At 46.6% G+C, this 22,136-nt stretch carries 26 protein-coding genes; 4 read left to right on the top strand and 22 right to left on the bottom strand.

All coding sequences use genetic code 11. The features are described from left to right. Nucleotides 1-43: 43 nt before the first annotated feature. The 3 genes from ACFSUB_RS05880 to ACFSUB_RS05890 all read right to left on the bottom strand — a co-directional run bounded on the left by ACFSUB_RS05880 (nucleotide 44) and on the right by ACFSUB_RS05890 (nucleotide 1,967). Complete coding sequence (locus ACFSUB_RS05880; RefSeq protein WP_380712255.1) at nucleotides 44-517, bottom strand: acyl-CoA thioesterase; 474 nt, start codon at nucleotides 515-517, stop codon at nucleotides 44-46. A gap of 46 nt (nucleotides 518-563) precedes the next feature. After that, nucleotides 564-818, bottom strand: a complete 255-nt coding sequence (locus tag ACFSUB_RS05885; protein WP_380712256.1) for a hypothetical protein — start codon at nucleotides 816-818, stop codon at nucleotides 564-566. Nucleotides 819-980: 162 nt separating this feature from the next. Beyond that, complete coding sequence (locus tag ACFSUB_RS05890) at nucleotides 981-1,967, bottom strand: S-layer homology domain-containing protein (RefSeq protein ID WP_380712257.1); 987 nt, start codon at nucleotides 1,965-1,967, stop codon at nucleotides 981-983. Between the two features lie 177 nt (nucleotides 1,968-2,144). On the opposite strand from ACFSUB_RS05890, the gene ACFSUB_RS05895 reads away from it, so the two are divergent. Then, nucleotides 2,145-2,351, top strand: coding sequence for a methionine aminopeptidase (locus ACFSUB_RS05895; protein ID WP_380712258.1), 207 nt, complete (start codon nucleotides 2,145-2,147; stop codon nucleotides 2,349-2,351). A gap of 162 nt (nucleotides 2,352-2,513) precedes the next feature. On the opposite strand, the gene tagH is transcribed toward ACFSUB_RS05895, so the two are convergent. From tagH to ACFSUB_RS05925, 6 genes are all read right to left on the bottom strand, one after another. Continuing rightward, nucleotides 2,514-3,311: a teichoic acids export ABC transporter ATP-binding subunit TagH gene (tagH, locus tag ACFSUB_RS05900; RefSeq protein ID WP_380712259.1), complete on the bottom strand. Its 798-nt coding sequence runs from the start codon at nucleotides 3,309-3,311 to the stop codon at nucleotides 2,514-2,516. 17 nt (nucleotides 3,312-3,328) lie between these two features. Next, nucleotides 3,329-4,138 carry an ABC transporter permease gene (locus ACFSUB_RS05905; RefSeq protein WP_380712260.1) on the bottom strand — a complete coding sequence of 270 codons (810 nt, stop codon included), beginning with the start codon at nucleotides 4,136-4,138 and terminating at the stop codon, nucleotides 3,329-3,331. Between the two features lie 24 nt (nucleotides 4,139-4,162). Further along, nucleotides 4,163-5,422: a CDP-glycerol glycerophosphotransferase family protein gene (locus ACFSUB_RS05910; protein WP_380712261.1), complete on the bottom strand. Its 1,260-nt coding sequence runs from the start codon at nucleotides 5,420-5,422 to the stop codon at nucleotides 4,163-4,165. A 107-nt stretch (nucleotides 5,423-5,529) separates the two neighbouring features. Continuing rightward, the gene (gene tagD / locus ACFSUB_RS05915) at nucleotides 5,530-5,928 is read right to left on the bottom strand and encodes a glycerol-3-phosphate cytidylyltransferase (RefSeq protein WP_380712262.1); all 399 of its coding nucleotides are present in this window, start codon (nucleotides 5,926-5,928) and stop codon (nucleotides 5,530-5,532) included. A 263-nt stretch (nucleotides 5,929-6,191) separates the two neighbouring features. Further along, entirely contained in the window at nucleotides 6,192-6,413 is a 222-nt protein-coding gene (locus ACFSUB_RS05920) for a hypothetical protein (protein ID WP_380712263.1), read from the bottom strand. 163 nt (nucleotides 6,414-6,576) lie between these two features. Further along, nucleotides 6,577-6,903 (bottom strand): DUF2680 domain-containing protein, encoded by a 327-nt coding sequence (locus tag ACFSUB_RS05925; RefSeq protein WP_380712264.1) that lies wholly within the window; start codon nucleotides 6,901-6,903, stop codon nucleotides 6,577-6,579. 121 nt (nucleotides 6,904-7,024) lie between these two features. On the opposite strand from ACFSUB_RS05925, the gene ACFSUB_RS05930 reads away from it, so the two are divergent. Next, a complete protein-coding gene (locus ACFSUB_RS05930; protein WP_380713190.1) occupies nucleotides 7,025-7,180 on the top strand; it encodes a DUF1540 domain-containing protein in 156 nt (51 codons plus the stop codon). A gap of 276 nt (nucleotides 7,181-7,456) precedes the next feature. Then, nucleotides 7,457-8,284 (top strand): YihY/virulence factor BrkB family protein, encoded by an 828-nt coding sequence (locus tag ACFSUB_RS05935; protein WP_380712265.1) that lies wholly within the window; start codon nucleotides 7,457-7,459, stop codon nucleotides 8,282-8,284. Here ACFSUB_RS05935 and ACFSUB_RS05940 read toward each other — a convergent pair. From ACFSUB_RS05940 to ACFSUB_RS06000, 13 genes are all read right to left on the bottom strand, one after another. Continuing rightward, the gene (locus ACFSUB_RS05940; RefSeq protein ID WP_380712266.1) at nucleotides 8,277-8,933 is read right to left on the bottom strand and encodes an MOSC domain-containing protein; all 657 of its coding nucleotides are present in this window, start codon (nucleotides 8,931-8,933) and stop codon (nucleotides 8,277-8,279) included. The two genes, ACFSUB_RS05935 and ACFSUB_RS05940, sit on opposite strands and share 8 nt — an antisense overlap. A gap of 243 nt (nucleotides 8,934-9,176) precedes the next feature. Beyond that, nucleotides 9,177-9,506: a bh protein gene (locus tag ACFSUB_RS05945; RefSeq protein ID WP_380712267.1), complete on the bottom strand. Its 330-nt coding sequence runs from the start codon at nucleotides 9,504-9,506 to the stop codon at nucleotides 9,177-9,179. 58 nt (nucleotides 9,507-9,564) lie between these two features. Continuing rightward, nucleotides 9,565-10,848, bottom strand: a complete 1,284-nt coding sequence (locus ACFSUB_RS05950) for an NAD(P)H-dependent oxidoreductase (RefSeq protein WP_380712268.1) — start codon at nucleotides 10,846-10,848, stop codon at nucleotides 9,565-9,567. Between the two features lie 14 nt (nucleotides 10,849-10,862). Next, nucleotides 10,863-11,231, bottom strand: a complete 369-nt coding sequence (locus tag ACFSUB_RS05955) for a PTS glucitol/sorbitol transporter subunit IIA (protein ID WP_380712269.1) — start codon at nucleotides 11,229-11,231, stop codon at nucleotides 10,863-10,865. Nucleotides 11,232-11,249: 18 nt separating this feature from the next. After that, nucleotides 11,250-12,194, bottom strand: coding sequence for a sugar-binding transcriptional regulator (locus ACFSUB_RS05960; protein WP_380712270.1), 945 nt, complete (start codon nucleotides 12,192-12,194; stop codon nucleotides 11,250-11,252). A 65-nt stretch (nucleotides 12,195-12,259) separates the two neighbouring features. Next, complete coding sequence (gene lpdA / locus ACFSUB_RS05965; RefSeq protein ID WP_380712271.1) at nucleotides 12,260-13,648, bottom strand: dihydrolipoyl dehydrogenase; 1,389 nt, start codon at nucleotides 13,646-13,648, stop codon at nucleotides 12,260-12,262. A gap of 16 nt (nucleotides 13,649-13,664) precedes the next feature. After that, complete coding sequence (locus tag ACFSUB_RS05970; RefSeq protein WP_380712272.1) at nucleotides 13,665-15,002, bottom strand: dihydrolipoamide acetyltransferase family protein; 1,338 nt, start codon at nucleotides 15,000-15,002, stop codon at nucleotides 13,665-13,667. Between the two features lie 14 nt (nucleotides 15,003-15,016). Continuing rightward, complete coding sequence (locus tag ACFSUB_RS05975; RefSeq protein ID WP_380712273.1) at nucleotides 15,017-16,003, bottom strand: alpha-ketoacid dehydrogenase subunit beta; 987 nt, start codon at nucleotides 16,001-16,003, stop codon at nucleotides 15,017-15,019. A gap of 30 nt (nucleotides 16,004-16,033) precedes the next feature. Beyond that, nucleotides 16,034-17,017 (bottom strand): thiamine pyrophosphate-dependent dehydrogenase E1 component subunit alpha, encoded by a 984-nt coding sequence (locus ACFSUB_RS05980; protein ID WP_380712274.1) that lies wholly within the window; start codon nucleotides 17,015-17,017, stop codon nucleotides 16,034-16,036. A 172-nt stretch (nucleotides 17,018-17,189) separates the two neighbouring features. Then, entirely contained in the window at nucleotides 17,190-18,236 is a 1,047-nt protein-coding gene (gene srlE / locus ACFSUB_RS05985; protein ID WP_380712275.1) for a PTS glucitol/sorbitol transporter subunit IIB, read from the bottom strand. 46 nt (nucleotides 18,237-18,282) lie between these two features. Beyond that, nucleotides 18,283-18,825 (bottom strand): PTS glucitol/sorbitol transporter subunit IIC, encoded by a 543-nt coding sequence (gene srlA, locus ACFSUB_RS05990; RefSeq protein WP_380712276.1) that lies wholly within the window; start codon nucleotides 18,823-18,825, stop codon nucleotides 18,283-18,285. Further along, the gene (locus ACFSUB_RS05995) at nucleotides 18,813-19,214 is read right to left on the bottom strand and encodes a transcriptional regulator GutM (protein WP_380712277.1); all 402 of its coding nucleotides are present in this window, start codon (nucleotides 19,212-19,214) and stop codon (nucleotides 18,813-18,815) included. Before ACFSUB_RS05995 ends, srlA begins: the two co-directional genes overlap by 13 nt. Before the next feature lie 109 nt (nucleotides 19,215-19,323). Further along, nucleotides 19,324-20,271, bottom strand: coding sequence for a sugar-binding transcriptional regulator (locus ACFSUB_RS06000; protein WP_380712278.1), 948 nt, complete (start codon nucleotides 20,269-20,271; stop codon nucleotides 19,324-19,326). A gap of 211 nt (nucleotides 20,272-20,482) precedes the next feature. Here ACFSUB_RS06000 and ACFSUB_RS06005 point away from each other — a divergent pair, with 211 nt between their 5' ends. Continuing rightward, nucleotides 20,483-22,135 (top strand): glycerol-3-phosphate dehydrogenase/oxidase, encoded by a 1,653-nt coding sequence (locus ACFSUB_RS06005; RefSeq protein WP_380712279.1) that lies wholly within the window; start codon nucleotides 20,483-20,485, stop codon nucleotides 22,133-22,135. Nucleotide 22,136: the final 1 nt, after the last annotated feature.

Genomic DNA, 22,136 nt, shown 5'->3' on the forward strand with positions numbered 1-22,136 from the left:
GAGGTATTATCCCAAAAGTCAGCCGGCAAAGGAAATATTCTGCTTACTCCATGTCACTGCGCCGCTGTCTGTATTCTTTTCGCATCCCGGCGGATTCATGCAGTCGTTTTTCTTCCTCCGTAACGGGTACAACACCCGGCACTTCGATGGGGCGCCCTTCTTCGTTCACAGCCACCATTGTCAAAAACGACTGCGTGGTTAATCGTTTCTCATTTGTCAGCAGATCATGGGAATGCACCCGCACAAACACTTCCATCGACGTCCGTCCGGTGGATGTTACAAAGGCTTCCAGCTCAAGTGCTTCTCCCGCCTTCGCCGAAGAAAGAAAATCCACCGAATCCATGGAAGCCGTAACGACGATACTGCTGCAGTGTTTCATAGCGGAAAGTGCTGCAATCTCGTCAATATAACCCATCACCTTCCCCCCGAAAATAGTCTGCAGATGATTCGTATCCGGCGGCAGTACAAGCCTTGTCTGTATGGTTCTTGACTCTTCCATCCGCTGCTCTGTTTTCATATAGACCTGCCCCTTTCAAGCACCATTCTACAGAAAAAAGCATCCATTACCTGGATGCTCTTTCCTCCTGCAGACGTCTTATCTGCGATTCGGTTCTTGCAAAAATGGTACCGGCTTCTTCTTCAGAAACGCTGAAATTCTCTGCTGCCTTTTTTTCTACATACGTATCATTGGCAGCTACATCATATTTTTCTCCGGCCTGTTCGAGTTCATCGTATTTCTCCTGCATGAATGTGTATACATCCCGATCCAGTTCCGGAAGCGTTTCAACAATCTGCTGCACTGCATCTTTGTCCATCACGATGTTGTTCCTCCTTCATGTCCTTTGGATATTCATTTTTAAGGCAAAGTTAACTTCATTCCTTGTACACGTCTGCTTCTTCGTTATTATAACACAATTTTTCTGCTAACCAACAAGCCGGCCATAAAAATCAGGACCGCGTGAAAGCGATCCTGCACCTGATTAATCGACCGTTTTCAAACTATAGATCGTATCGCGGATTTCGTCACCGTTTGTGGAATAAAATGCTTCGGATACTTCTCCACTCACATGATACTCTGTGCCGCCTTCTATCCGCACGAGATCAAACGTGATCATACCATTTTCCCTTGTCGTCTGATAATGTGCTTCGTCCCCGTTCTGAAGCGTGACTTCCTGATAGTTCGAAAGGTCCGGGGCGGTACTTTCCATATGATGTGTTCCGTAAGCCCGGATGGTGGAAGCTTCGCTGCTATGCAGAACTTTTCCATCTCCATTATCAGCTTCCCGGCCGGGAGTCCACTCATCCGGATAGGTCACTTCGTAACCAAAACGTTCATTTATATACGTTGTCCGGTCCGGCTCCACGAACTGTTCCGGATCAAGGGCCCTCGCGAGAAATACGGAGAACTGGGCTCTTGTGACGTCTTCATTCGGACCGAATGTTCCGTCCTGATATCCTGTCGTTATATCCGCCTGGGCGATAGCCTGAATGTCATGGAAAAACGCGTCTCCTTCTTCAACATCCCGGAAGTAATTCGAACCCTCTCCATCCGAAAAGTCAAAAGAACGGCTCAGTACAGCAGCCATCTGCCCTCTTTTCAACGAGTTATTCGGTAGAAACTCACCGTTGTTCCCTGTTATTATTTCTTCATCTTTCACAGCCGCCGCTTCTTCATAGGCGTGAAAATCCTGCGAAATATCCGAGAAGTCGGGAGACGGCCGGTCTCCTGTTTCCAAATCCAGGGCTTTCACTATCATAGCCGCAGCCTGACTCCGCTTCACCGGCTCATTGGGGTGAAAACCTCCGTCCTCGTATCCCGAAATGATTCCCCGTTCCGAAAGATAGGTGATTTCACTTTCGGCCCAGAAGCTTTGTGATACATCATCAAATGATTGTGCAAGTGCAGACCCGGCGGCCGAGATAAACAGCCCTGCTGTTAAAACCACCGCCATACCTATTCGTTTCATCGTATTCCCTCCAGCCTGAATGTATTTATAATATCATTTCATCTATTACCCTTTTTCCGTGCAGAAAAATCCCCTTTTTTTTGCGTATACATATACTGCAAAAAAAGCATACTAACCAACAAAAGCGCAAAGGCGCCCTGAAATAGGTGAATTCCGGGTAAAAGGAGGTGCAGCTGCATGAATCTTTGGAACAAATGGACGGAATGGAGAGAAACGGCGAAACAAAAACGAATCTCTGACATGGAACAGCAGGGGAAATGCCCGGACTGCAAAGGCAGAGGCATTCACATAATGCCTAATGAATATTTCCAGACAGATCCGCTGCATTGTCCCGGATGTAATGGCAGCGGAATGTATTCCGACTGGACCGGCGGAAACTACTGACTCCCTCCATCTATGTTAAGACCATCCTTCCCTCCGGTATATATGCTTTCCTCTCCCCATGCGGCCGGTTTTTTCCGGCCTTCATACTGTCATAAAAAGAGCTTCCCTTTAATAACAGGAAAGCTCTTTATCGTATTCATTCGTTTGAAGCTCGGGAGTCTCCTATTTTTGGGGAGCGCTCTGTCTGGCAAATCCCTGTTGACGGAATTCTTTTCGTTGTTTTTTAGACCACGTGTTGTAATCCCGCAGAAAAGCTTCATAGTCGTCGGTGATTTCGGCAAGCGGGCCGGACTTTTTTATTTCTCCGAATTCCAGCCAAATCGCTTTCGTGCAGAATTCTTTCATCTGCGTAAGAGAATGGCTCACAAAAAACATCGTCTTGCCCCGTGACTTGAACTCCTGCATTTTATCAAGGCTTTTTTTGGCAAAAGCTTTATCCCCGACCGATAACGCTTCATCGACAATTAAAATCTCCGGATCGATACTAACGTTAATCGAAAACCCAAGCCTTGACTTCATTCCTTTGGAATACGATTTCACCGGTTGATCGATGAATTTATCCATTTCTGCAAACTCAATAATCTCCGGCTCCAGCTTTTTAATTTCTTTACGTGTGAAGCCAAGCATTAAACATTTCATTTCAATGTTTTCCCGTCCGGTCAGTTTATTGTTCAATCCGGAGGAGACATCGATAATGGCCGGCTCTCCGTGAATAGTAAGTTCCCCGCTGGTCTGAGGTACGATTCCCGCGATAATATTGGACAACGTGGATTTCCCGGATCCATTCACCCCGAGCAGGCCGATGATATCTCCTTTTTCCGCTTCAAAGGAAACATCCCGGAGCGCATAGAACGCTTCCCCGTATTCCCCGGGGAGTAAGAGATCTTTCAGGCGCTCCGACTGGCCGGTATATAACTTGAATGTTTTTGTAATGTTTTTCGCCGATACAGCGGACTGCATAAGATCAGCCTCCCTGTCTACAGAAAATCAATAAAATGCTTTCGAAAACGGGTGTGAAGCAGCGCTCCTGCGGAGAATAACAGCAGGACAACCACCCAGAAATAGAGCGTATACTGCCAGTGCTCCACCATGTACCAGGAACCGCCGAAAAATGCGGCCCGGTATCCTTCGGCCAGGTAGTACAAAGGGTTAAGCTTCATCAAATCCTGAACAAAATCCGGCAGCCGGTCCGATACCCAGAGAAAAGGACTGATATACAAAAACACACGTATTGTCGACTGGATGAACATCTGGATATCCCGTATGACCGTTGTTAATGTCGACGTTATCAACAGTACCGACGTAATAAGCATCAGCATACTTACAATAAAATAGGGGAACTGAAGATAATAAATCGATACCTTATACTCTGTGAACTGCATATAAATAACAACAAGAAGCAGAATCATTACATGCGGATAGAGTCTGGAAATCATGACATAAACCGGGATAATACTCGATGGAAAATTCATTTTTGATACGAGACGTATCTTCGTATAAATAGCTTTGGACCCCTGCGTCACAGCAGAGTGAACAAAAAACCAGATCGTAATGCCCGCTGACATCCAGTTCAAATAAGGAACACCATCCACAGCGCTGTTATCTCCCCGGATACCGTACCCGAACACGAACCAGTAAATAGCCATAAAAAAGAGGGGGGTTATCAGCTCCCAGGCTTCCCCCAGATAGTTGTTGTTGTTTTTTATTTTTATTTCATAAAGAGCGAGACGATTGATTAATTGTATATTCTCCCAAAGTTCTTTGGCAATCTTCAGGATTGCTTTCATTTTAATCCCCTCTTTTTCAGCTGCTTAATCCTCTGGAAAAACCGTTTCTACCACTCTTTTGGCAGCATTCCCGTCTTCCAGCGCGTGAAAAGAGTCTTCAAAGTGACGGATGGGTTCCGCGTACCTCGAGCGGATGGTGTCGGCGTGTTTAATTTCTCCCACCAGGGACTCTGTCGTTTTCACAAGCGGTCCCGGGGCCTCATTTTCAAAATCGAAATAAAAACCGCGCAGCGAATCCCGGTAACTGTCGATATCGTACACATAAAAGATCATCGGACGCTGCAGCACCCCGTAGTCAAACATGACAGAAGAATAATCCGTGATCAGCAAATCGCTGACGATATATAAATCGCGGATGTCTTCGTAACGGGACGCATCCACCGCGAAATCTTCCCAGCCTCTAAGGTCCAGGTGATCGGCAATCAGATAATGAAGACGGAAAATCAGGAAATACTCGTCCCCGAGTTCTTCTTTCATCCTCTCCATATCGATCTGCACGTTGAACTTATATTTCCCGATAAAATGGTACTCGTTATCCCGCCATGTCGGAGCGTATAATATCACTTTTTTTCCTTCCGGCACCCCAAGCCGCTCTTTTACAATATCGATATCTTCCTTCTTGTAATGGAACAAGTAATCATTTCTTGGATAGCCGGTCTTCAGCATCGTCTGGTCAAAGTCAAAGGCCCTTTCAAATATTTGAGCAGAATACTCGTTTGGTGCCACCAGGTAACTCCATCTTCCAGCTTCAGCTACGAAATTTCTTTTATACATTTCCGTTGTGGTACCAGGCATGTGAACTTCTTCCATATCAAGTGCCAGTTTCTTCAGCGGAGTTCCGTGCCACGTTTGGAGATACACCGTATCGACCGGTTTGGGAATCCATTTTGGGAGCCTGCTGTTGAAAACCCAGTATTTCGCTCTCATCATAACGATAAACCAGCGCAGTGAAAAACGATGTATCGTGCGGACGCCGTGTTTTTCGAAATAGTGCCGGTAGCGGTGATCGATACTCCAGTAATACGTGAAGCTGCGGTCCTGCTGTTTGAGTTCTTCATACACCGCACGCGGATTGCAGCTGTACTGCTTCCCAAGAAAACTTTCAAACACGATAATGTTCTCTTTTTTCGGCAGCTTTCCGACCAGACCGAATACCCTCCGGTACATGTTCCTGATGGTTTGGGACTTTTTGAACTTCTTCCATTTCTTAAGGTATTTCTTTTTCCGTTGATTCAACGGTTTTTTTATTCGTTTGTTAAACTTTTTTTTCAGCCGGTTATTCATACAACTCTTTACCCCTCTTTACTCACACCGGTGCTTTTTTTCCACTCGGTTCATTATATAATGTTCAGGAGGGAAAAAACAAAAAAAGAGAGAAAAAATCCCCCTTTTTAATAAGCATTCGCAAGAAGCAGTTCATTTTTAATCTTTGTCGTTGAGATATTGGCGGTTCTCGGAAGGTATACGACATCACAGAAAGGTGCCAGATGATCAAAGCTTCCTTTCCAGTCATCCCCCATCACAAGTAAATCCACATCATGATGCAGGAGATCTTTCTTTTTCTGATTCCATTCATTTTCCGGAATGACTTCATCCACATATCGGACGGCTTCAAGAATTAATTTGCGCTGTTCATAAGGATAATACGCTTTTTTATTTTTTATGGCGTTGAATTCATCTGTAGAAATAGCAACAATCAGGTAATCACCCAGATCCTTGGCGCGTTTCAGTAGATTTATATGGCCCCAGTGCAGCAGATCAAAGGTGCCGTACGTAATTACTTTTTTCATGTGTAATCCTCCTAGTTTGAGACAAACATGATAGTTGTTATCGTTTCTTAAATGTTTTTTCTCTTACAATTATTTTTACAATCTTAATGAAAAAATTAACCTCTTTTTATTGACTTTCAGAATTATATCATACATGTCACGAATGGACTATGTTCATTTCCTCAAATATAGGCATAATAGTATAAAAAAATATGTGAAAATCTCAAAATCGCTCATTTATGTGAAAGGCGGCAATCTGGATTGGATTGCCGCCTCTGCCGGATTTATTTTTTCGTGAAAAGCTGTCCTTTATATCCATCTTCAGTTTTACCTTCCGCTCTGGCTATTTTCCCTTCTTCAGCCAGCTTTTCACAGGCGGCAAGCACATCTTCCAGTGCTTTCTCTCCGTCATACAATTCCTCGTTAATCTCGGCAGGCGTGAACACACGGTTCGCCTGCTCTTCCACCTTTATATTGTTAATAAAATCCTGAATCTCCTGCTGCATTGGTATCCTGTCCTTTCTTAAAGAAACATTTACAATCTTTACAATTCGTTCTGTGGTCTACATTTCTCTTTCAGTCTTTTTTTAAACCTCTTTTTACGAAAATATCATTCATTCCTATCGCAAAAAAGCCCTTCCCCTGCTTCTGAGGGGAAAGGCTGATTTTTCACTCGTCTTTTTCTTTGTTCCAGTGATGCGGGTGAGGCGGGATAAACTGCCGCTCTTCCAGTTTGGCATAACCTTCATCCAGCTGCTCCTTCATTTGTTCCCGTTTTTCTTGCGGGACAACGCCGAATTCGGTATATTTGTCAATCAATGTTTTCCTTTTCTCCAGAATACTGGAATGAATCTCAGCCAGTTCTTTTTGCTGGGCTTCTGTCAACTCAACCTGCCGCTCTTCCTGCTGTTCTTCTGCTCCGCTTACTCCTGCAGGGACTTCCGACAGGAAAAGCGCAGCTGCTGCCGCAGGTATCAACATCCATTTTTGTCTCATCGACACTCTCCTCCTTTTTCAACTGCTGTGCCTAGTTTGTGAAGAGAGAGGAATTCCATGCATTATTTTCATGTTTAATTTGTTTGTTTTTCCCGCATAGTAGAGAAAGGGGGTGATGAGCATAGCACAGGACGTACTTTGCGAAGTTCATAATTGTCACTACTGGGAAGAAGGAAACCTCTGCAGTGCTGAACAGATTTATGTTGTCAGCCACAAAGGCAGTCAGGCTTCGAATGAACAGGAAACCGACTGCAAAACATTTGAAAAAGCTCACTAATAACTAAAAACAAATGTATTTCAAAGCGGTATGCAAAAGGAGGGAGTCCTTTTACAGGGGAGCTCCCTCCTTCTTAAAACAAGATACTCCATAACGCGCTGATAACAACAATAAGACCGATAATCATAAGTATAGTTCGAATCATTTCTGTGACACCCTCTCTTCTGGTTTAGTATCAGCTTTCCCGGTCCCTCCTGTATGCAAACACCTTCCTTTGAACAAGAAGGTTAACAAAGGAAAGGACGGGGAATGACATGAGAAAAGGAGGATGCTGCTATGGGAATACATACCGTGTATCACTTTTTTAAAACTCTGCTGCGGGAAATGGATGAAGACAGGGCATTCGGTCTTGCGGCGGAACAGGCTTTTTACTATATGCTGTCTTTGTTTCCGCTGCTTATTTTATCCCTTTCGATACTCCCTTACTTTTCCATAGAAGCGGCGGAAGTCATGAGTCTTCTGCAGTCAGCGCTGCCTGCCCAGACAGCTGAAATGCTTGAAGAAAATGTTTTCAGCATTGTTCAAAACGATAATACCGGGCTGCTTACATTCGGTATTATCGGTACGATCTGGTCTGCCTCCACCGGTCTTAATGCATTTATAAAAGCCATGAACCAGGCTTTCAATGTGAAAACCCCGCGGGCTTTCTGGCAGACGAGACTGTTATCCATTCTTTTAACGTTTGCGCTGCTGGTCGTTCTTATTCTTATTTTTGTTTTATCCATTTTCGGAGATATGATTCTTCAAACGGTAACCTCGTACCTTCCGGTGCAGGAACATACAGAAGTACTTCTCCAGATGGTCCGCCGCCTGTTAAGTGTGCTCGTCATGATTGCCCTGCTCTGCAGTCTGTATTATTTCGGCCCCAACACCCGGGTGCCGATGAAATACGTCCTTCCCGGGGCAGCCGCTGCGACTGTCATGTGGCAGTTGATTTCTGCCGGGTTTTCTTTTTATGTACAGCAGTTCGGCAACTATTCGGCGACCTACGGAAGTCTGGGCGGTGTTATTGTTTTGATGCTGTGGCTGTTTCTCACGGGGCTCACACTTGTTATCGGCGGGGAAATCAATGCCATACTGCACCAGCGCAAAAATACTACTTGAGGTTTTGTATTCTTTTTTCAAGCTTACGGCGCCATTCCTCTGCCAACGGGGGCACATCGAGAATACGTTTCATTGCAGCCATATTGCCACGCTCATGAAAATAGACGTTGTTGGCATACAGAATACTGATCCGGCGTCTGTCTTCTTTCACCAGCTCCATACGCGAGTCTTCCTGTACTGTCCCTTCCTGCAGCACTCTGCAGAAAAAGCCGGTGAAGCCGGTTGCGGTAAACCTTTTCATCAGGCCGTCGCATCCGGTACGCCTGTCAATCTTAAGACAAGGCACCCTTCCCTGGGTCACTTGAATGACGGCACTTCCGACTTTGTATGTATTGCCAATATACACCGTATCCTCTGTCACGCCTGACACGGTTATATTTTCACCAAACGCCGCCTTATCAAGTTTCCTCCCAAATTCTTCTTCCCATGTGCCGTAATGTTCCAATGGATAGATACAGACCGCCCTGTCTGTGCCGCCATGATTTTTTTTATCCGCCACATCATTGCCTGTAATACCTGTTTTTCTCAGGATTATACTGTCTGCCGTCTGTTTTTGGATACCCGTGCGGAAAGTACGTCCCTGTTGGTCCTGTATGTCCTGCGGACGTCCGGCGGCCAGATGATGAATGACCGGTGCTTGAGATTCCATCCTGCATCACCCCTTTATTGCCTATTTTAGCATGTCAGGGGGAAAAACACAGTTATCCATCCTCGGGAATCATGACTTCCGCCGGGAAATCATCTGCTTTCCTTTCTTTAATAAAAACCCGAGAACAATGGATTTTATTGCTTTTTTAATCATCGTTACACCTCCTTTCACCAAATCATTCCTTTTCTTTCAGTCTTTCAAACGTAAACAAGGCGCCGCCTCGCTCCGGCAGCGCCTTCTTCATTATTTACGGTAACGCCGTATCGCTTTCTGGGTGTCGTTTGCATCCCTGAACAACCGGTACGGTTTACTGATGACGCGGCTCGGCAGGGAAAAAAAGAAGTGACTCAAATCCTCCCGGGACTCTTTTGACATCCGGGCCGGTTTTGTCGTGATACGCTGATACACCTCATCATACAGTTCATTCATGATATCAATGTCGATGTCCACGGCCCGGCTGCACTGGCGGCAGGTGATGGTCGAGATTTCTTCATTTATATACTGAATGACGTGAGGAGTTTCTTCTCTGCATTGAATACAATAAAGGTCCGCCTGCATTTCGTGCGTTTTCACGTTACTCACCTCTTTTTCATGCATCAGATCCCCCGCCATCCTTCATGGATCAGTTCGTTTACTGTTCCTGGAGACGGCGGAGTCTCCAGATGGTGGATTCTTTTGTCTGCTCAATATCATTATACGTCAATGTTTCTCCTTTTTGCACATCACGCAGTACTTTTACATTGGCATCCACCAGGCCAATTGGAAATGCTTCCGCATCATCGGCTTCTGATTTTTCCATCAACGTACCATATACACTGTACCCGCCGATACTGTCGAAGAATTCTCCCGCTTTCAAATCTTTTTTCGCGGTGGCTACCGTTTCAGCCCTGCGGTTATACGTCGGGGCAATAGTCGGCTCCTTGTCAAAAAAGGCGCGAGCCACTGTAAGCGGTGTTTCAAGGCTCGTCAGGTGATATGGTCTGTAAAGGGTATAATGAGGGCCGTTTCCAAGCTTCACATATTGAAGTTCTTCATGAACTTCTTCATTATGAGATGTAATAATGGCAAAAACGCCGGGAGCCACCCCCTGTACGTACTCTACAATACCTTTATGATGAAGCTGACCACCATTTTCTTTCAGTTGAAAAATGTCAGCCAGTTCGTCGACGGTCGCACTGAAACCATGCATTCCTGTCTGATCCGGAATAAAACCGGTTGCATTTGCCACTGCATTCATTTCCACCATCGTTTTCGTTCCGTCCTGGAAGGAAGCAAGCATTTTCGGACTGGCTCCTTTTGCTTTTGCCTCCTCGGCGGCCGTTGATGGATTGGCTTCGAGATTCAATGGATTGTTTTTCCCTTTACCCAGGGCAATGACTTCAAATCCAAGGGCGTCCGCAAAATCAAACAGTTCCATCACCGCTCCGGGCTCATCCCCGGCCGATCCAGTGTAAACAACTCCGGCGCTGTCCGCCAGTTTTTTCAGAACCGGGCCTACCGTCACGTCTGCTTCCACGTTCAACATGACAATGTGCTTCCGGTTCAGAATCGCTTCCCAGGCGATGGCTGCCCCTACGTTTGGAATACCTGTTGCGTCCACGACCACATCCACAGAAGGCAGGGAAGCCACTTTCTCTGCCTCGGAAAAAGCTGTGACTTTTCCTTCTTCCACGGCGCGTACAGCCTCTTCTTCTTTCTCTGTCTGAATAATGTTTTCTTCAGGGATGCCGGCATGCTTATACGCATTGATAACATTGGAAATATTTATATCAGCCACTGCTACCACTTTCATCCCTTTCATTCCCTCAATCTGGGAAATCATGCCGCGCCCCATCTGCCCGGCGCCGATCAACCCTACTTTGATATATTTCCCCTCGTTTTCGAACGCTGCCAGTTTTTTATTCATTCCGAGCATTATTTCTTCCTCCTTCAGCTGTTTTTGCGGAACTGTAATGTCGAGTTGGATACGATGTCATTGCGAATGCCGTCTTCCAGGCACACCGTGCCCGGCATATCTGATTCTGCTTCCCCGTTGAACTGAAGGGTGGCATGACCTAAATCATTCATGGTTTCATTGACTTTACTGCCCACAAAAAGAATCTTATAAGGTATCCCGTCAATCACAAATTCATCTCCGGTTTCAATCATTTCCGAAATGGTGGTTCCGTTGTGAATAACGGATATTTCTTTTAGGTCCTCTGTAGCGGATTCGTTAAACAAGATCAAAATGTTATCCTCTAGCATAAGCTCCACTTCAGGGCCAATGGTCGTTACATCTGCTTCAAAGTATACGGACATGCCTCCGCAGCCTCCTTTTTAATTTTCCACTAATTCCTGCGCTGTCCGGTCATCAATGATAAGAACGTCGAGGTAACCGCCTTTCAGCGCAGCTTCTATGCTCTCAAGTTTATACAGACTTTCTACAATTCCGATGACTTTTGGTATTTTCTTCAAATCCTGCAGGCCAACCCCGATGACACGGTGATTAAGCGGATGGTCGACTTCCTGACCGACTGCATCAAAAAACTTGGAACTGATATCACCCACCACTCCTGCTTTTCTCAAAGAGTGGAGGTCCTCGGGATAGAGGTAACCGATTTCTTCCATAGTTGAATTCTTGAATGGGTCTCCCATTCCTACAACAGCGATATCTACATCCCTGCCCAGTTCCAGAACGTGGGCTACATCCTTGGACTGAATCAGACGATCTCTTAAATCTTCTGTTTCTACGATGGCCGGAGCGTAGAGATAAGAACAGGATGCATTCATTTTTTTCGCCAGGTTAAATGCCAGCGAATTGGAATGGATATTGACATGAGAGCGCCCCATGCCGCCGACTAGCGGTACAATTTGTACATTGTCACGGCGTTCGTAAGGATATTCATCGACGAGAGAAGCAATGGTCGTCCCCCACGACAAGCCGAGTTTTTTATTATCATCCAGCTGGCGTGACAGATAGGAAGCGCCGACTTTTCCCAGAAAGCGTTTCGTCATTTCCGGCGTAAAACCGCTCGTTGATAAAACAATGGCTTCATCGAGTCCGAACTGTTTTTCCAGCTTTTGTTCGAGATTTACTGTTTGAGCGCTTTCATCTTTGATGTAAACCTCTACAATACCGTCCTCTTTTGCTTTATGAAGCAATTTGGATATCACCGGCCGTGATACATTCATTTTTTTTGCAATCCGGGCCTGTGTCCAGCCGTCAAAGTAGTACAGGTTGGCTACTTTCACGATCTGGCGGCGTTCTTCCCAACTGAGCATAGCAATCTCCTTTACTGACAAGCATATTATCCTTAAATGATATCATCAGTGGCGGCTGAAAAGCATTAATGATGAATTCCTTTGCCGATCCAGGAGCGGGCTGCTTCATAGAAGCTTTCCAGCAATGTTGGATGCGGGTGCACCATAGAAGCAAGTTCGTCGACGGTTCCTTCCAGATGGATGTAGGCCGCAGGCTCTCCAATCATTTCGGTGACGTGGGGCCCTGCAAGAACAGCGCCCAGAATTTCACCGTGCTTTTTCTCCGCAATGATCTTGGTAAATCCATCTGACTCTCCCATCGCCATCGCTTTACCGTTTCCCTGCAGTGGAATGAGTTCTGTTTTATAATCATAGCCACGCTGCTGCACTTCTTCTTCTGTCATTCCAACCGCAGCAATTTCCGGGAACGTATAGATGCACCTTGGAATAGGAGACGTATGAATGGAAGACTTGAGACCGAAGGCATGTTCCACTGCAGTAATGCCTTCCGAACTTGCAGCATGAGCGAGTTTCCAGCCTCCCGCTGCGAGATCACCAATTGTATACAAGCCGCTGACACTGGTCTCCATGTTTTCATTCACCCGGACGAACCCATCTTCGTACTGCACCGATGTATCTTCAAGCAGTGCGTTGTTTGGTTTGCGGCCGGCTGTCACGAGTACGTCATCCACACCCATTTCCTCTCTCGAACCATCCTCCCGTGTATACACGGCAGTAAACGCTCCTTCCTGTTTGGTTTGGATATCATCGAGGGCCGCACTGGTTTCCACGGTAACTCCCTGTTTTTCCAAGGAACGCCGCAGCAGAGCGGCGGCATCTTTATCTTCGCCTGTTAGAATATCTTCCTGCATTTCCACCATCGTAACGTCTACATGCAGGCCCGCAAATAGACAGGCATATTCGACTCCCACAATCCCACCACCTACAATAAGCAGGGACGAGGGAAGTTCTCGTTTTTCAAAAATGGTATCGCTGGTGAAATGTGCCGCTTCACGGAGTCCGCTGACAGGCGGCACAAATGGGCTGGTTCCTGCAGCGGCAATGACGTGCGGTGCCTGGAGCAGTTCCGTCCCCCCTGCTTTTTCCACGGTGACTTCTTTTTCATTATTAACACGGCCCCGCCCGGAAAAGACATCAATTTTCCCTTTTTTCATCAGAGCTGTGATGCCGGCCTCGAGCTGGGACACAACCTTCTCTTTTCGTTCAAGCATCGCTGTATAGGAAAAAGAAACGTCTCCCGTTTCTATTCCCCAGGCAGCTGAATCCTCCACCTGATGCAGGACTTCGGCGTGCTGCAGCATTGTCTTGGAAGGAATACAGCCGCGGTGCAGGCACGTTCCGCCGATTTTCAGGTCTTCCACGATCGCGGTTTTCTTTCCTTCATTGGCAGCCCGGAGAGCGGCTGTATAGCCCCCCGGACCGCTTCCGATAATGATGATGTCATACGTATGCATCGGGGTTCCTCCTTCCTTACATCAACAGTTCATAGGGAGCTTCGAGCATCTGTTTCAATTCTGTCAAAAACGCAGCAGCCGGCGCTCCATCTACAATCCGGTGATCAAACGAAAGGCTGCATGTTGTCATCGGACGAAGTTCTACATTCCCATTACGGCCGACCGGTATTTCTTTCATCTGTCCGACACCGAGAATGGCAGCTTCCGGCTGGTTGATGATCGGAGTGAATCCGTCCACGGCATACATACCGAGATTGCTGATTGTAAAGGTCCCCCCCTGCATCTGACCCGGCTTCAGCTGCTGATTTCTGGCATCACGGGCCAGCTCCTTGCTTTCCTTGACGAGATCCGTCAACCCTTTGTCTCCGGCACGCGGAACCACGGGAACGACAAGACCCTGCTCTGTCGCAACAGCAAGCCCGATATTAATGTCCCGGTGGAGCAGGATTTCCTGCTGATCCGAAGACAGGGAAGCATTGATGGATGGATGCCGTTTCAAGGCCGCAGCCACGGCTTTCATAATAATTTCAGTGTAGGACAACTTCGAACCGGTCTGTTCGACGACTTTATCCTGAAGCTGGCTCCGCAGCCGGATAGCTTCGGTCATATCAACATCAGAATAAAGCGTGACGTGCGGAACAGTGGATGCACTCTCGGTCATACGATCGGCAACGACTTTGCGGACACCTTTCATCGGAATCCGGTCCGGTTCGGCTGAAGTACTCTGCTGGGTGCCGCTGGATAGATCTTTTGTATAAATTTTATCAGCAGGACCGGAGCCTTCTACTGTATTTAAATCAACCTGTTGTTCTTCCGCCCATTTACGGGCAAGTGGTGTGGCTTTCGGCGCCTGCGGAGCATTCTTCACATGATTGTACACATCCTGCTGCTGCACGCGTTGTTTCGGACCGCTTCCTGTTACGTCGGAGAGGGTTACTCCTTCCTCTCCTGCCACACGCCGCGCCGCCGGTGTCGCGCGGACCTGTCCCTGTTCGATTTGGTTAACCGGAGCAGACTCGGAACCCTCTGCAGTTGGTTCGTTTTGTTCAGGTGCAGGTTCTGCTTTGGATTCGGCATCTTCTGTACTTTCCGGAGGAGTGTCCGGTACATTCTCTTCTTTCTCACCGATATAGCCGACTACCGTATTTACAGGTACCACATCATCAACGTTGTAATATTTTTTGAGCATGAAACCTTCTTCGTAGGCTTCCACTTCAATGTTTATTTTGTCACTCATGACTTCAAAAACCGGTTCGCCCATTTCCACCGGATCTCCTTCATTTTTCATCCATTGAAGGATGGTACCGGTTTCCATCGTGCTGCTCAGTTTCGGCATGAAAACTTCTTTTGCCACAGGGATTCACCTCCTTACGTACGCTGCAGGGTTTCTCTGCATGCCTGAATCAAATCGTCAGTCTGAGGCGTCATCGCTTTTTCAAGTTCCGGATTATAAGGGACCGGCACCGGCGATGCGCCAAGCCGCTTCACCGGTGCATCGAGAAAATCAAACGCTTCGCTTTCTGTGATCATACTTGCTATTTCTGCGCCGTAACCGCCGCGTTTCACCGCTTCATGAACGACAACGACACGGTTCGTTTTAATGACCGACTGCACGATGGTTTCTTCATCGAGTGGAACGATGGAGCGGGGATCAATAACTTCTACGCTGATTCCTTCTTCAGAAAGTTTTTCCGCCGCATCCAGCGCCCGGTGAACCATCACGGACGTTGCAACAATCGTGACGTCTGTTCCTTCTTTCTTGACGTCGGCCTGACCGAGTGAAATACTGTATGGTTCTTCCGGAACATCGTCACTGCTCGTTTTATACAGCAGTTTGTGTTCGTAAAAGATAACCGGGTTCGGATCATCTATTGCTGCTTTCAAGAGACCTTTAGCATCATAGGCCGTGGATGGCTGCACCACTTTCAATCCCGGAACATGGGCAACCCACGCTTCCAGACTCTGCGAATGCTGGGCGGCCGCGCCTGTACCGGAGCCGGCAGGGGTCCGCAGCACCATCGGAACGTTGCCTTTTCCTCCGTACATGTAACGCAGTTTTGCCGCCTGGTTGGCAAGTTGATCCATCGCAATGGTAATAAAATCGGAGAATTGCAGCTCCACGATCGGCTGCATACCAGTAAGTGCTGATCCAATCGCAGATCCGGTAATTCCCGCTTCCGATATTGGCGTGTTACGTACCCTCTCCGGACCGAACTCTTCAACCATTCCGCGGGTGACTCCGAAGGCTCCACCGTACACACCGATGTCTTCCCCCATCAGAAAAACATTTTCATTTTCTCTCATTTCCTGTGACATACATTCCCGCAATGCTTCTACATACGTTAATTCTCTCACTGATTTCCCCTCCTGTTCCTAAACGGTATTTCAGGCGTAGACATCTTCCAGCAGTGTATCCAGTCCAGGTTCCGGACTTTCTTCTGCGAATTGGACTGCTTCTTCGACATTCTGTTTGGCTTCTTTGCGTATATTTTCTGCTTCGTCTTCGGTCAGAAGCTCTTCATGGATCAAAAGTTCCCGAAAGCGCTTAATGCCGTCTTTCTCTTTCCAGGTCTGTTCTTCTTCCCGGGTCCGGTACTTACGGGCGTCTGATTTCGAATGTCCTTTCCAGCGGTACGTTTTTGCTTCAATCAAAACAGGACCTTTGCCTTCCCGGGCATGCTGCACGGCCTTATCGGTTTCATTCATTATTTCAACAAGGTCGTTGCCGTCTACAACAACTCCGGGGATGCCGTAAGACGAAGCACGTTCGGCAATATCTTCGATGTTTACCATTTCCTTGACGGAACCGGACATACCGTACTGATTGTTTTCGCAGATAAACACAACCGGAAGATCCCAGATGGAGGCAAGGTTAAGTGATTCATGAAAACTTCCCTCATTGGCGGCGCCGTCTCCGAAATAACTGAGAATGACATCTTCCTGGTTTTTCATTTTGGATGTCAGTGCTGCACCGGTTGCAAGGGGAATGCCGCCTCCGACAATGCCATTGGCGCCAAGGTTTCCTTTTTCTACATCAGCAATGTGCATGGAACCGCCTTTTCCTTTGCAGTAGCCGGTGGAGCGTCCAAAGAGCTCCGCCATCATCAAATTGATGTCCGCCCCTTTGGCAATACAATGGCCGTGGCCGCGGTGCGTACTTGTTATTTTGTCTTCATCCCGCAGCACCGAACACGGGCCGGATGCCGTCGGTTCCTGCCCGACACAAAGATGCGTTGTTCCGTGAATCATTCCTTTGGCAAAAAATTCGTCTACTTTTTCATCGAAATAGCGGATTGTCCACATTTCCTTCAACAGACCAATCAACTCATCACTTGATTTTTCCGGAAGAAGTTCTACAGATTTCAGCATAGTGCACCTCCATTACATTTGTTCAGTAATATTACTTTTGTAATTATAGTAGTTTAATTAACGAATAATGTCAACTTTTCTTTTTCTTTTGTTCTAATTGTTTACAAATGTCACAAAAAGAGAAAAAAGAAGGGAAAGTCCCCCCTCAGCCTGCAAGGGAAGGACCCTCCATCTAATAAAGACCAAAACTTGCGAAGTAAGCAATGACAACAGCGATTGGACCTGTGATTAAACGGGAGAAGAGAACCGCCGGTATGCCGACTTCCACCGTTTCCGGTTCTGCTTCCCCAAGAGTCAAGCCTACAGGGATAAAGTCCATTCCTACCTGCGGGTTAATGGCAAACAATGCAGGCAGCGCCATCTGCGGCGGAATATTGCCATTCCCAATCTCTACACCGATCAGCACACCGACAACCTGGGCGATAACTGCACCGGGTGCGAGAATCGGAGAAATAAGCGGTATGGCTCCCAGAAGCGAAAGGATCAACATACCAGTGAGTGAACCAGCAAGCGGGGAAACATAGTTGGCGATTAAATCACCGATTCCTGTATAGTTAATAATACCGATAAGCATACTGACAAACGCCATAAATGGCAGAATATTCTTAATAACAGTATCGACTGTTTCCCTTCCGGACTGGAAAAAGATACTGACGACATTCCCGATTTTATTGCCAAGAGTATCAATAAACTGTCCGATTTTGCTTTTTCCTTTGCCGTTGTACCCCTGTTCTGCTACTTGTTCTTTGGCAGTTTCTTTCGTTACCTTCTGCGTTTCGTCCTTTGCTGATTCTTGATCTTCTATTTCTTCATTGGCTTCTTCGACGCTTTTCTCAACGGCTCCGCCTTCCACATCTTCAATGTTATCGGTTCCAACACCGGAAACAAAGTTCGTTTCCTTGATAAATTTCATCAACGGACCGGACGGGGAATTACTGAACACGTTGATGGTCAAGACTCCCATCCGTGGATATACACCACTTCTTGCCGTGCCGCCGCAGTTGATAACTGCACACAGCATTTCTTCTTTTTCCACGGATTGTTCAAAACCATCTACTGCTGTGGCCCCGGTGCGGTCGGCGATTTCCCGGGCAACTGGGTGGATTCCGCCGCCGGTGACTGATACGACATATTTTTTCTCATCATCGGGCTGAATAACGAGTGGACCGCCCCACCCGGAAGCGCCTTTGTGTACTTTTACTGCATGATACTCACTCATTTATTTAACCTCCTCCGTTTTCCTGCTATTTTTGACTTCCTGTTTTTTATTCTGCTGCAGCTTCTGATTTTCGTTTATTGTTTTTAATCATATAGTTGGTAATTATTTCTGTAACAACACCCCGGAGAAGCATGACAGCAATACCAACAAGCAGAAATCTCAAAGCGAGCGGTCCCTGGGACAAACCGACATCCGAAATCCCCGCGGCAACCCCGGTATAAACGAACAGTTCTGCTGCGTTGGCGTGGGGGAAAAGCCCTGTAATCGGGTGTACAAACGAAACGGCAGAATCATAAAAGGCCGGCTTTTGGCGTTCCGGCAGAAAACGACCGAACGTGTAGCACATCGGGTTGGTGAGAAAGAACACGGCCATAAATGGAAAGATCGTGTAACGCAGAATAAAATATTTCGTACATTTCTGGGCAAAGCGGTTCACCCGTTCTTCTCCGACGAATTTAATAACAGCATTCACGGCTGTAATCAAAACAATTAATAATGGGATAATATCTGTCACCAGACCGGTAAACGTTTCACCGCCTGCTTCGAACATGCCGATAAAGCCTTCAGCTAGTGTAATTAAGAAATCCATGCTTCATTCCCCTCTCTTTTCTTTTTCATTTCTTGTTCAATCATACCGGCAGCACCGGCCAGAGCACTGCTTTCTTTTACCGTCAGCGTCTCAAGGTCTCTGCTCTCCTCCAGCGTCAAACCAATTAATTTTTTAATAGTTCGGAATCTTGCAAACACAGTTAACCCTTTCATCACTTTTGCTTCCTTAATTTTGGTTTCATCATCACAGACTACCAGCATTACAGCACCGTTTCCGAATCTCTTTTTAAAATATCCTGTCCCTAGATAACCTTTGTGTTTCCGGCTCATTTCTCTGATCTTTCCCTGGTAATGTTTTACCTGCAGATGGGTCAATAAAAATTGTAATGTCCAGATTGCAGCAAAGATAATAAAAAAGGTGCCCCACATCTCTTTTCCCTCCTTTTTACAAATGTATAATGTCTTAACTTTTGTAAAAATAATAAAACGCTTTCAAAGTTTTGTCAACCTTCCCGCAGAAAGATTTATTTTTCCATTGTCAAAATGTCTGCTCCAGCAGTATTGCTGCCATGTTATAATCTGTTACCAGCACATCGATGCATCCGCTTTTTAATGCAGCATGAAGGCTTTCCACTTTTTCGACACCGTCGGTTACGGCGACTACTTCCGGTATCCTCCTTAAATCTTCCATCGTTATCGCAATTGTTCGATTGTTCAAAGTGTGTACAATTTCCACCCCATCTTTATTGTAAAACTGCGAGTTAATATCACCGACGGCTTCTGCCTCTCTTAATGAGTCGATATCACCCGGGCTGAAATATCCCATTTCCGCCATGGTCGCCTTCTCCGAGGGAATACCGACTCCCACTACTGCAAGATCCACCGTTCTGCCCTCCTCTATTACTTCGGCAATATCTTTGGACTGCATCAGGCTGTTCTTCAAATCCTCAGTCTCTACGAGAGCCGGCGCATGAAGGTAGGAAGAAGTCGTGTTCAGCTTCTGCGCAAGATGAAAAGTCAGGTGATTGGAATGAAGATGAACATCGTTGCTTCCCATTCCGCCGATTAAAGGCACCAGGTGTACATTTTTCCCCATCCGTGCCGGAAATTCATCGATAAAAGCGTGCATCGACTTTCCCCAGGAAATGCCGATCCTGTTCAGAGTGTCTGTCTTTTTAGAAACATAGGAAGCGGCGGCATTTCCCACCCGTCTTTTAACCACTTCTGTTCCATGGGTGCCGGAAGCAGCAACCACAACATCCTTCAAGTTATACTTTTTTTCTATTTCGTTTTCGAGTTTTACCGTATGGAGCGTTTCATCATTGATATAAATTTCCACGATCCCCATTTCCTTTGCTCTTTGCAGCAGTTTGGAAATGATTGGGCGGGATAGTTCTACTTTTTTAGCTATTTCTGTCTGTGTCCAGTTTTCCAGATGATATAGTTTCGCTATTCGAACCATTTGTCTCCGCTCTTTCCAGTCCAAGTGCAACGCCTCCTTTTAACAATTGTCATTAAATGAATCCTATACATCATAGCAGGAATTTCCTCTGTTGTGGAATGCTCTGCCTGTTTCCAGCATAGTTTCTCCTCAAAATGTAAGCCCTTTATTGACGAACGATAGATAGTACGCTATGCTGAGGCTACCATATTTACAAATGATGTTACAAAGAACTTTCGTAAAGGAGAGAGAGCCTTTGAGTCATACTTTTTCCACTCTTCACCGCGACACGCTCCGCCGGCACATGACAGAAGCAACATTCGACATGATTATCATCGGCGGCGGTATTACGGGTAGTGGTATTGCTTTGGATGCTGCCGCACGGGGATTGAAGACAGCGTTAATTGAAAGAAAAGATTTTGCTTCTGGAACAAGCAGTCGTTCCGGCAAATTGATTCACGGCGGGTTAAAGTACCTGAAAAATTACGAATTTTCCATCGTTCGTGAAGTCGGTACAGAACGTGACATTGTTTACCGGAATGCAAGGCACCTTGTTTACCCTATTCAGATGCTTTTTCCTCTAATTAAGGGAGAATCATTCAATCCCCTCACTTTAAAAATCGGTCTTACCGCGTACGACCGTCTCGCGGGGGTAAAAAAAGAAGAACGGCATCGTCTGCATTCGAAGAAACAAACTCTTCAAAAAGAACCCTTATTTAACAACAATACGGTGGAAGGGAGCGGAGAGTATGTGGAATACCGCACCGATGACAGCAGGCTGACGATGGAAACCGCCAAAACGGCTTCTGAAATGGATGCTTCGGTTTTGAATTACGCTGAAGTGGATGGTTTTACATTCGATGATAACGAAAAGATCAGCGGGGTTACTGTAGAAGATCATGTAAGCGGAGATACATTTACGGTTTCGGGCCGCGTGGTGGTCAATGCAGGGGGACCCTGGGTGGATGAAGTACGAAAAAAAGACGAGCCGGTCTCCGGTAAGCATATGGTTCACGCCAAAGGTATTCATCTCGTTTTTTCTTATGAAACGCTGCCGGTGCAGTCTTCGATTTATTTTCAGCATAACGGACGGATGATCGCCGTTATTCCAAAAGGAAACACGACGTATGTCGGATCAACGGAATCCCTCTATTACAATGATCTGGATGACATGCATGTTTATCAGTCCGAATGTGACTATTTACTCGGCTGTCTGCATGACACGTTTCCTTCTCTTACGCTTACACGGGACGATATTATTTCCAGCTGGGCCGGGGTACGCCCCCTTATCGGTTATGACAACAGTGAACCTTCGGAATTGTCCCGGCACGACGAAATCTTTGAATCCGATTCGGGTCTCATCACGATTGCCGGAGGCAAGCTGACCGGCTACCGTAAAATGGCCGAACGGGTGCTGGCTTATGCCGCCAAACGCAAAAATCTAAAATTATCATCGTCCCGCACCGATGATATTGCACTAAGCGGCGGTCATTTTACATCGGAAGAGGACATCACAGCCTATATCCACGGGCTGACCCGTTCGTATGACCATTTGAAACTAACCTTTGAGGAAGTCGAAGAATACGTATTTCGTTACGGCTCGAACACGGAGGCGCTGCTGCAGCAGATTGACTCGGTGCGTCATTTATATGAACACCCGGTAATACGCAATACAGCAGGAGAAGCCATCTATACAGTAAAAGGGGAAATGGCCGCTTCTCTGGAAGATTTTTATGACCGCCGCACCAGCTATCTATTGTTTCAGCCGGAAAAAGTAACGAAAACACTCGAGGCCGTGAGCAGCGCCATGGAAGACGTGCTTGGCTGGGACCCCCTGAGCACAGAACGGGAAAAAGAAAGAATACGTTATCTTTTACAAAAAACTGTTACCTTTCTTCCTTCATCCTAAT

Source organism: Salibacterium lacus (genome assembly GCF_042684865.1).
Lineage (GTDB): Bacteria > Bacillota > Bacilli > Bacillales > Marinococcaceae > Salibacterium > Salibacterium lacus.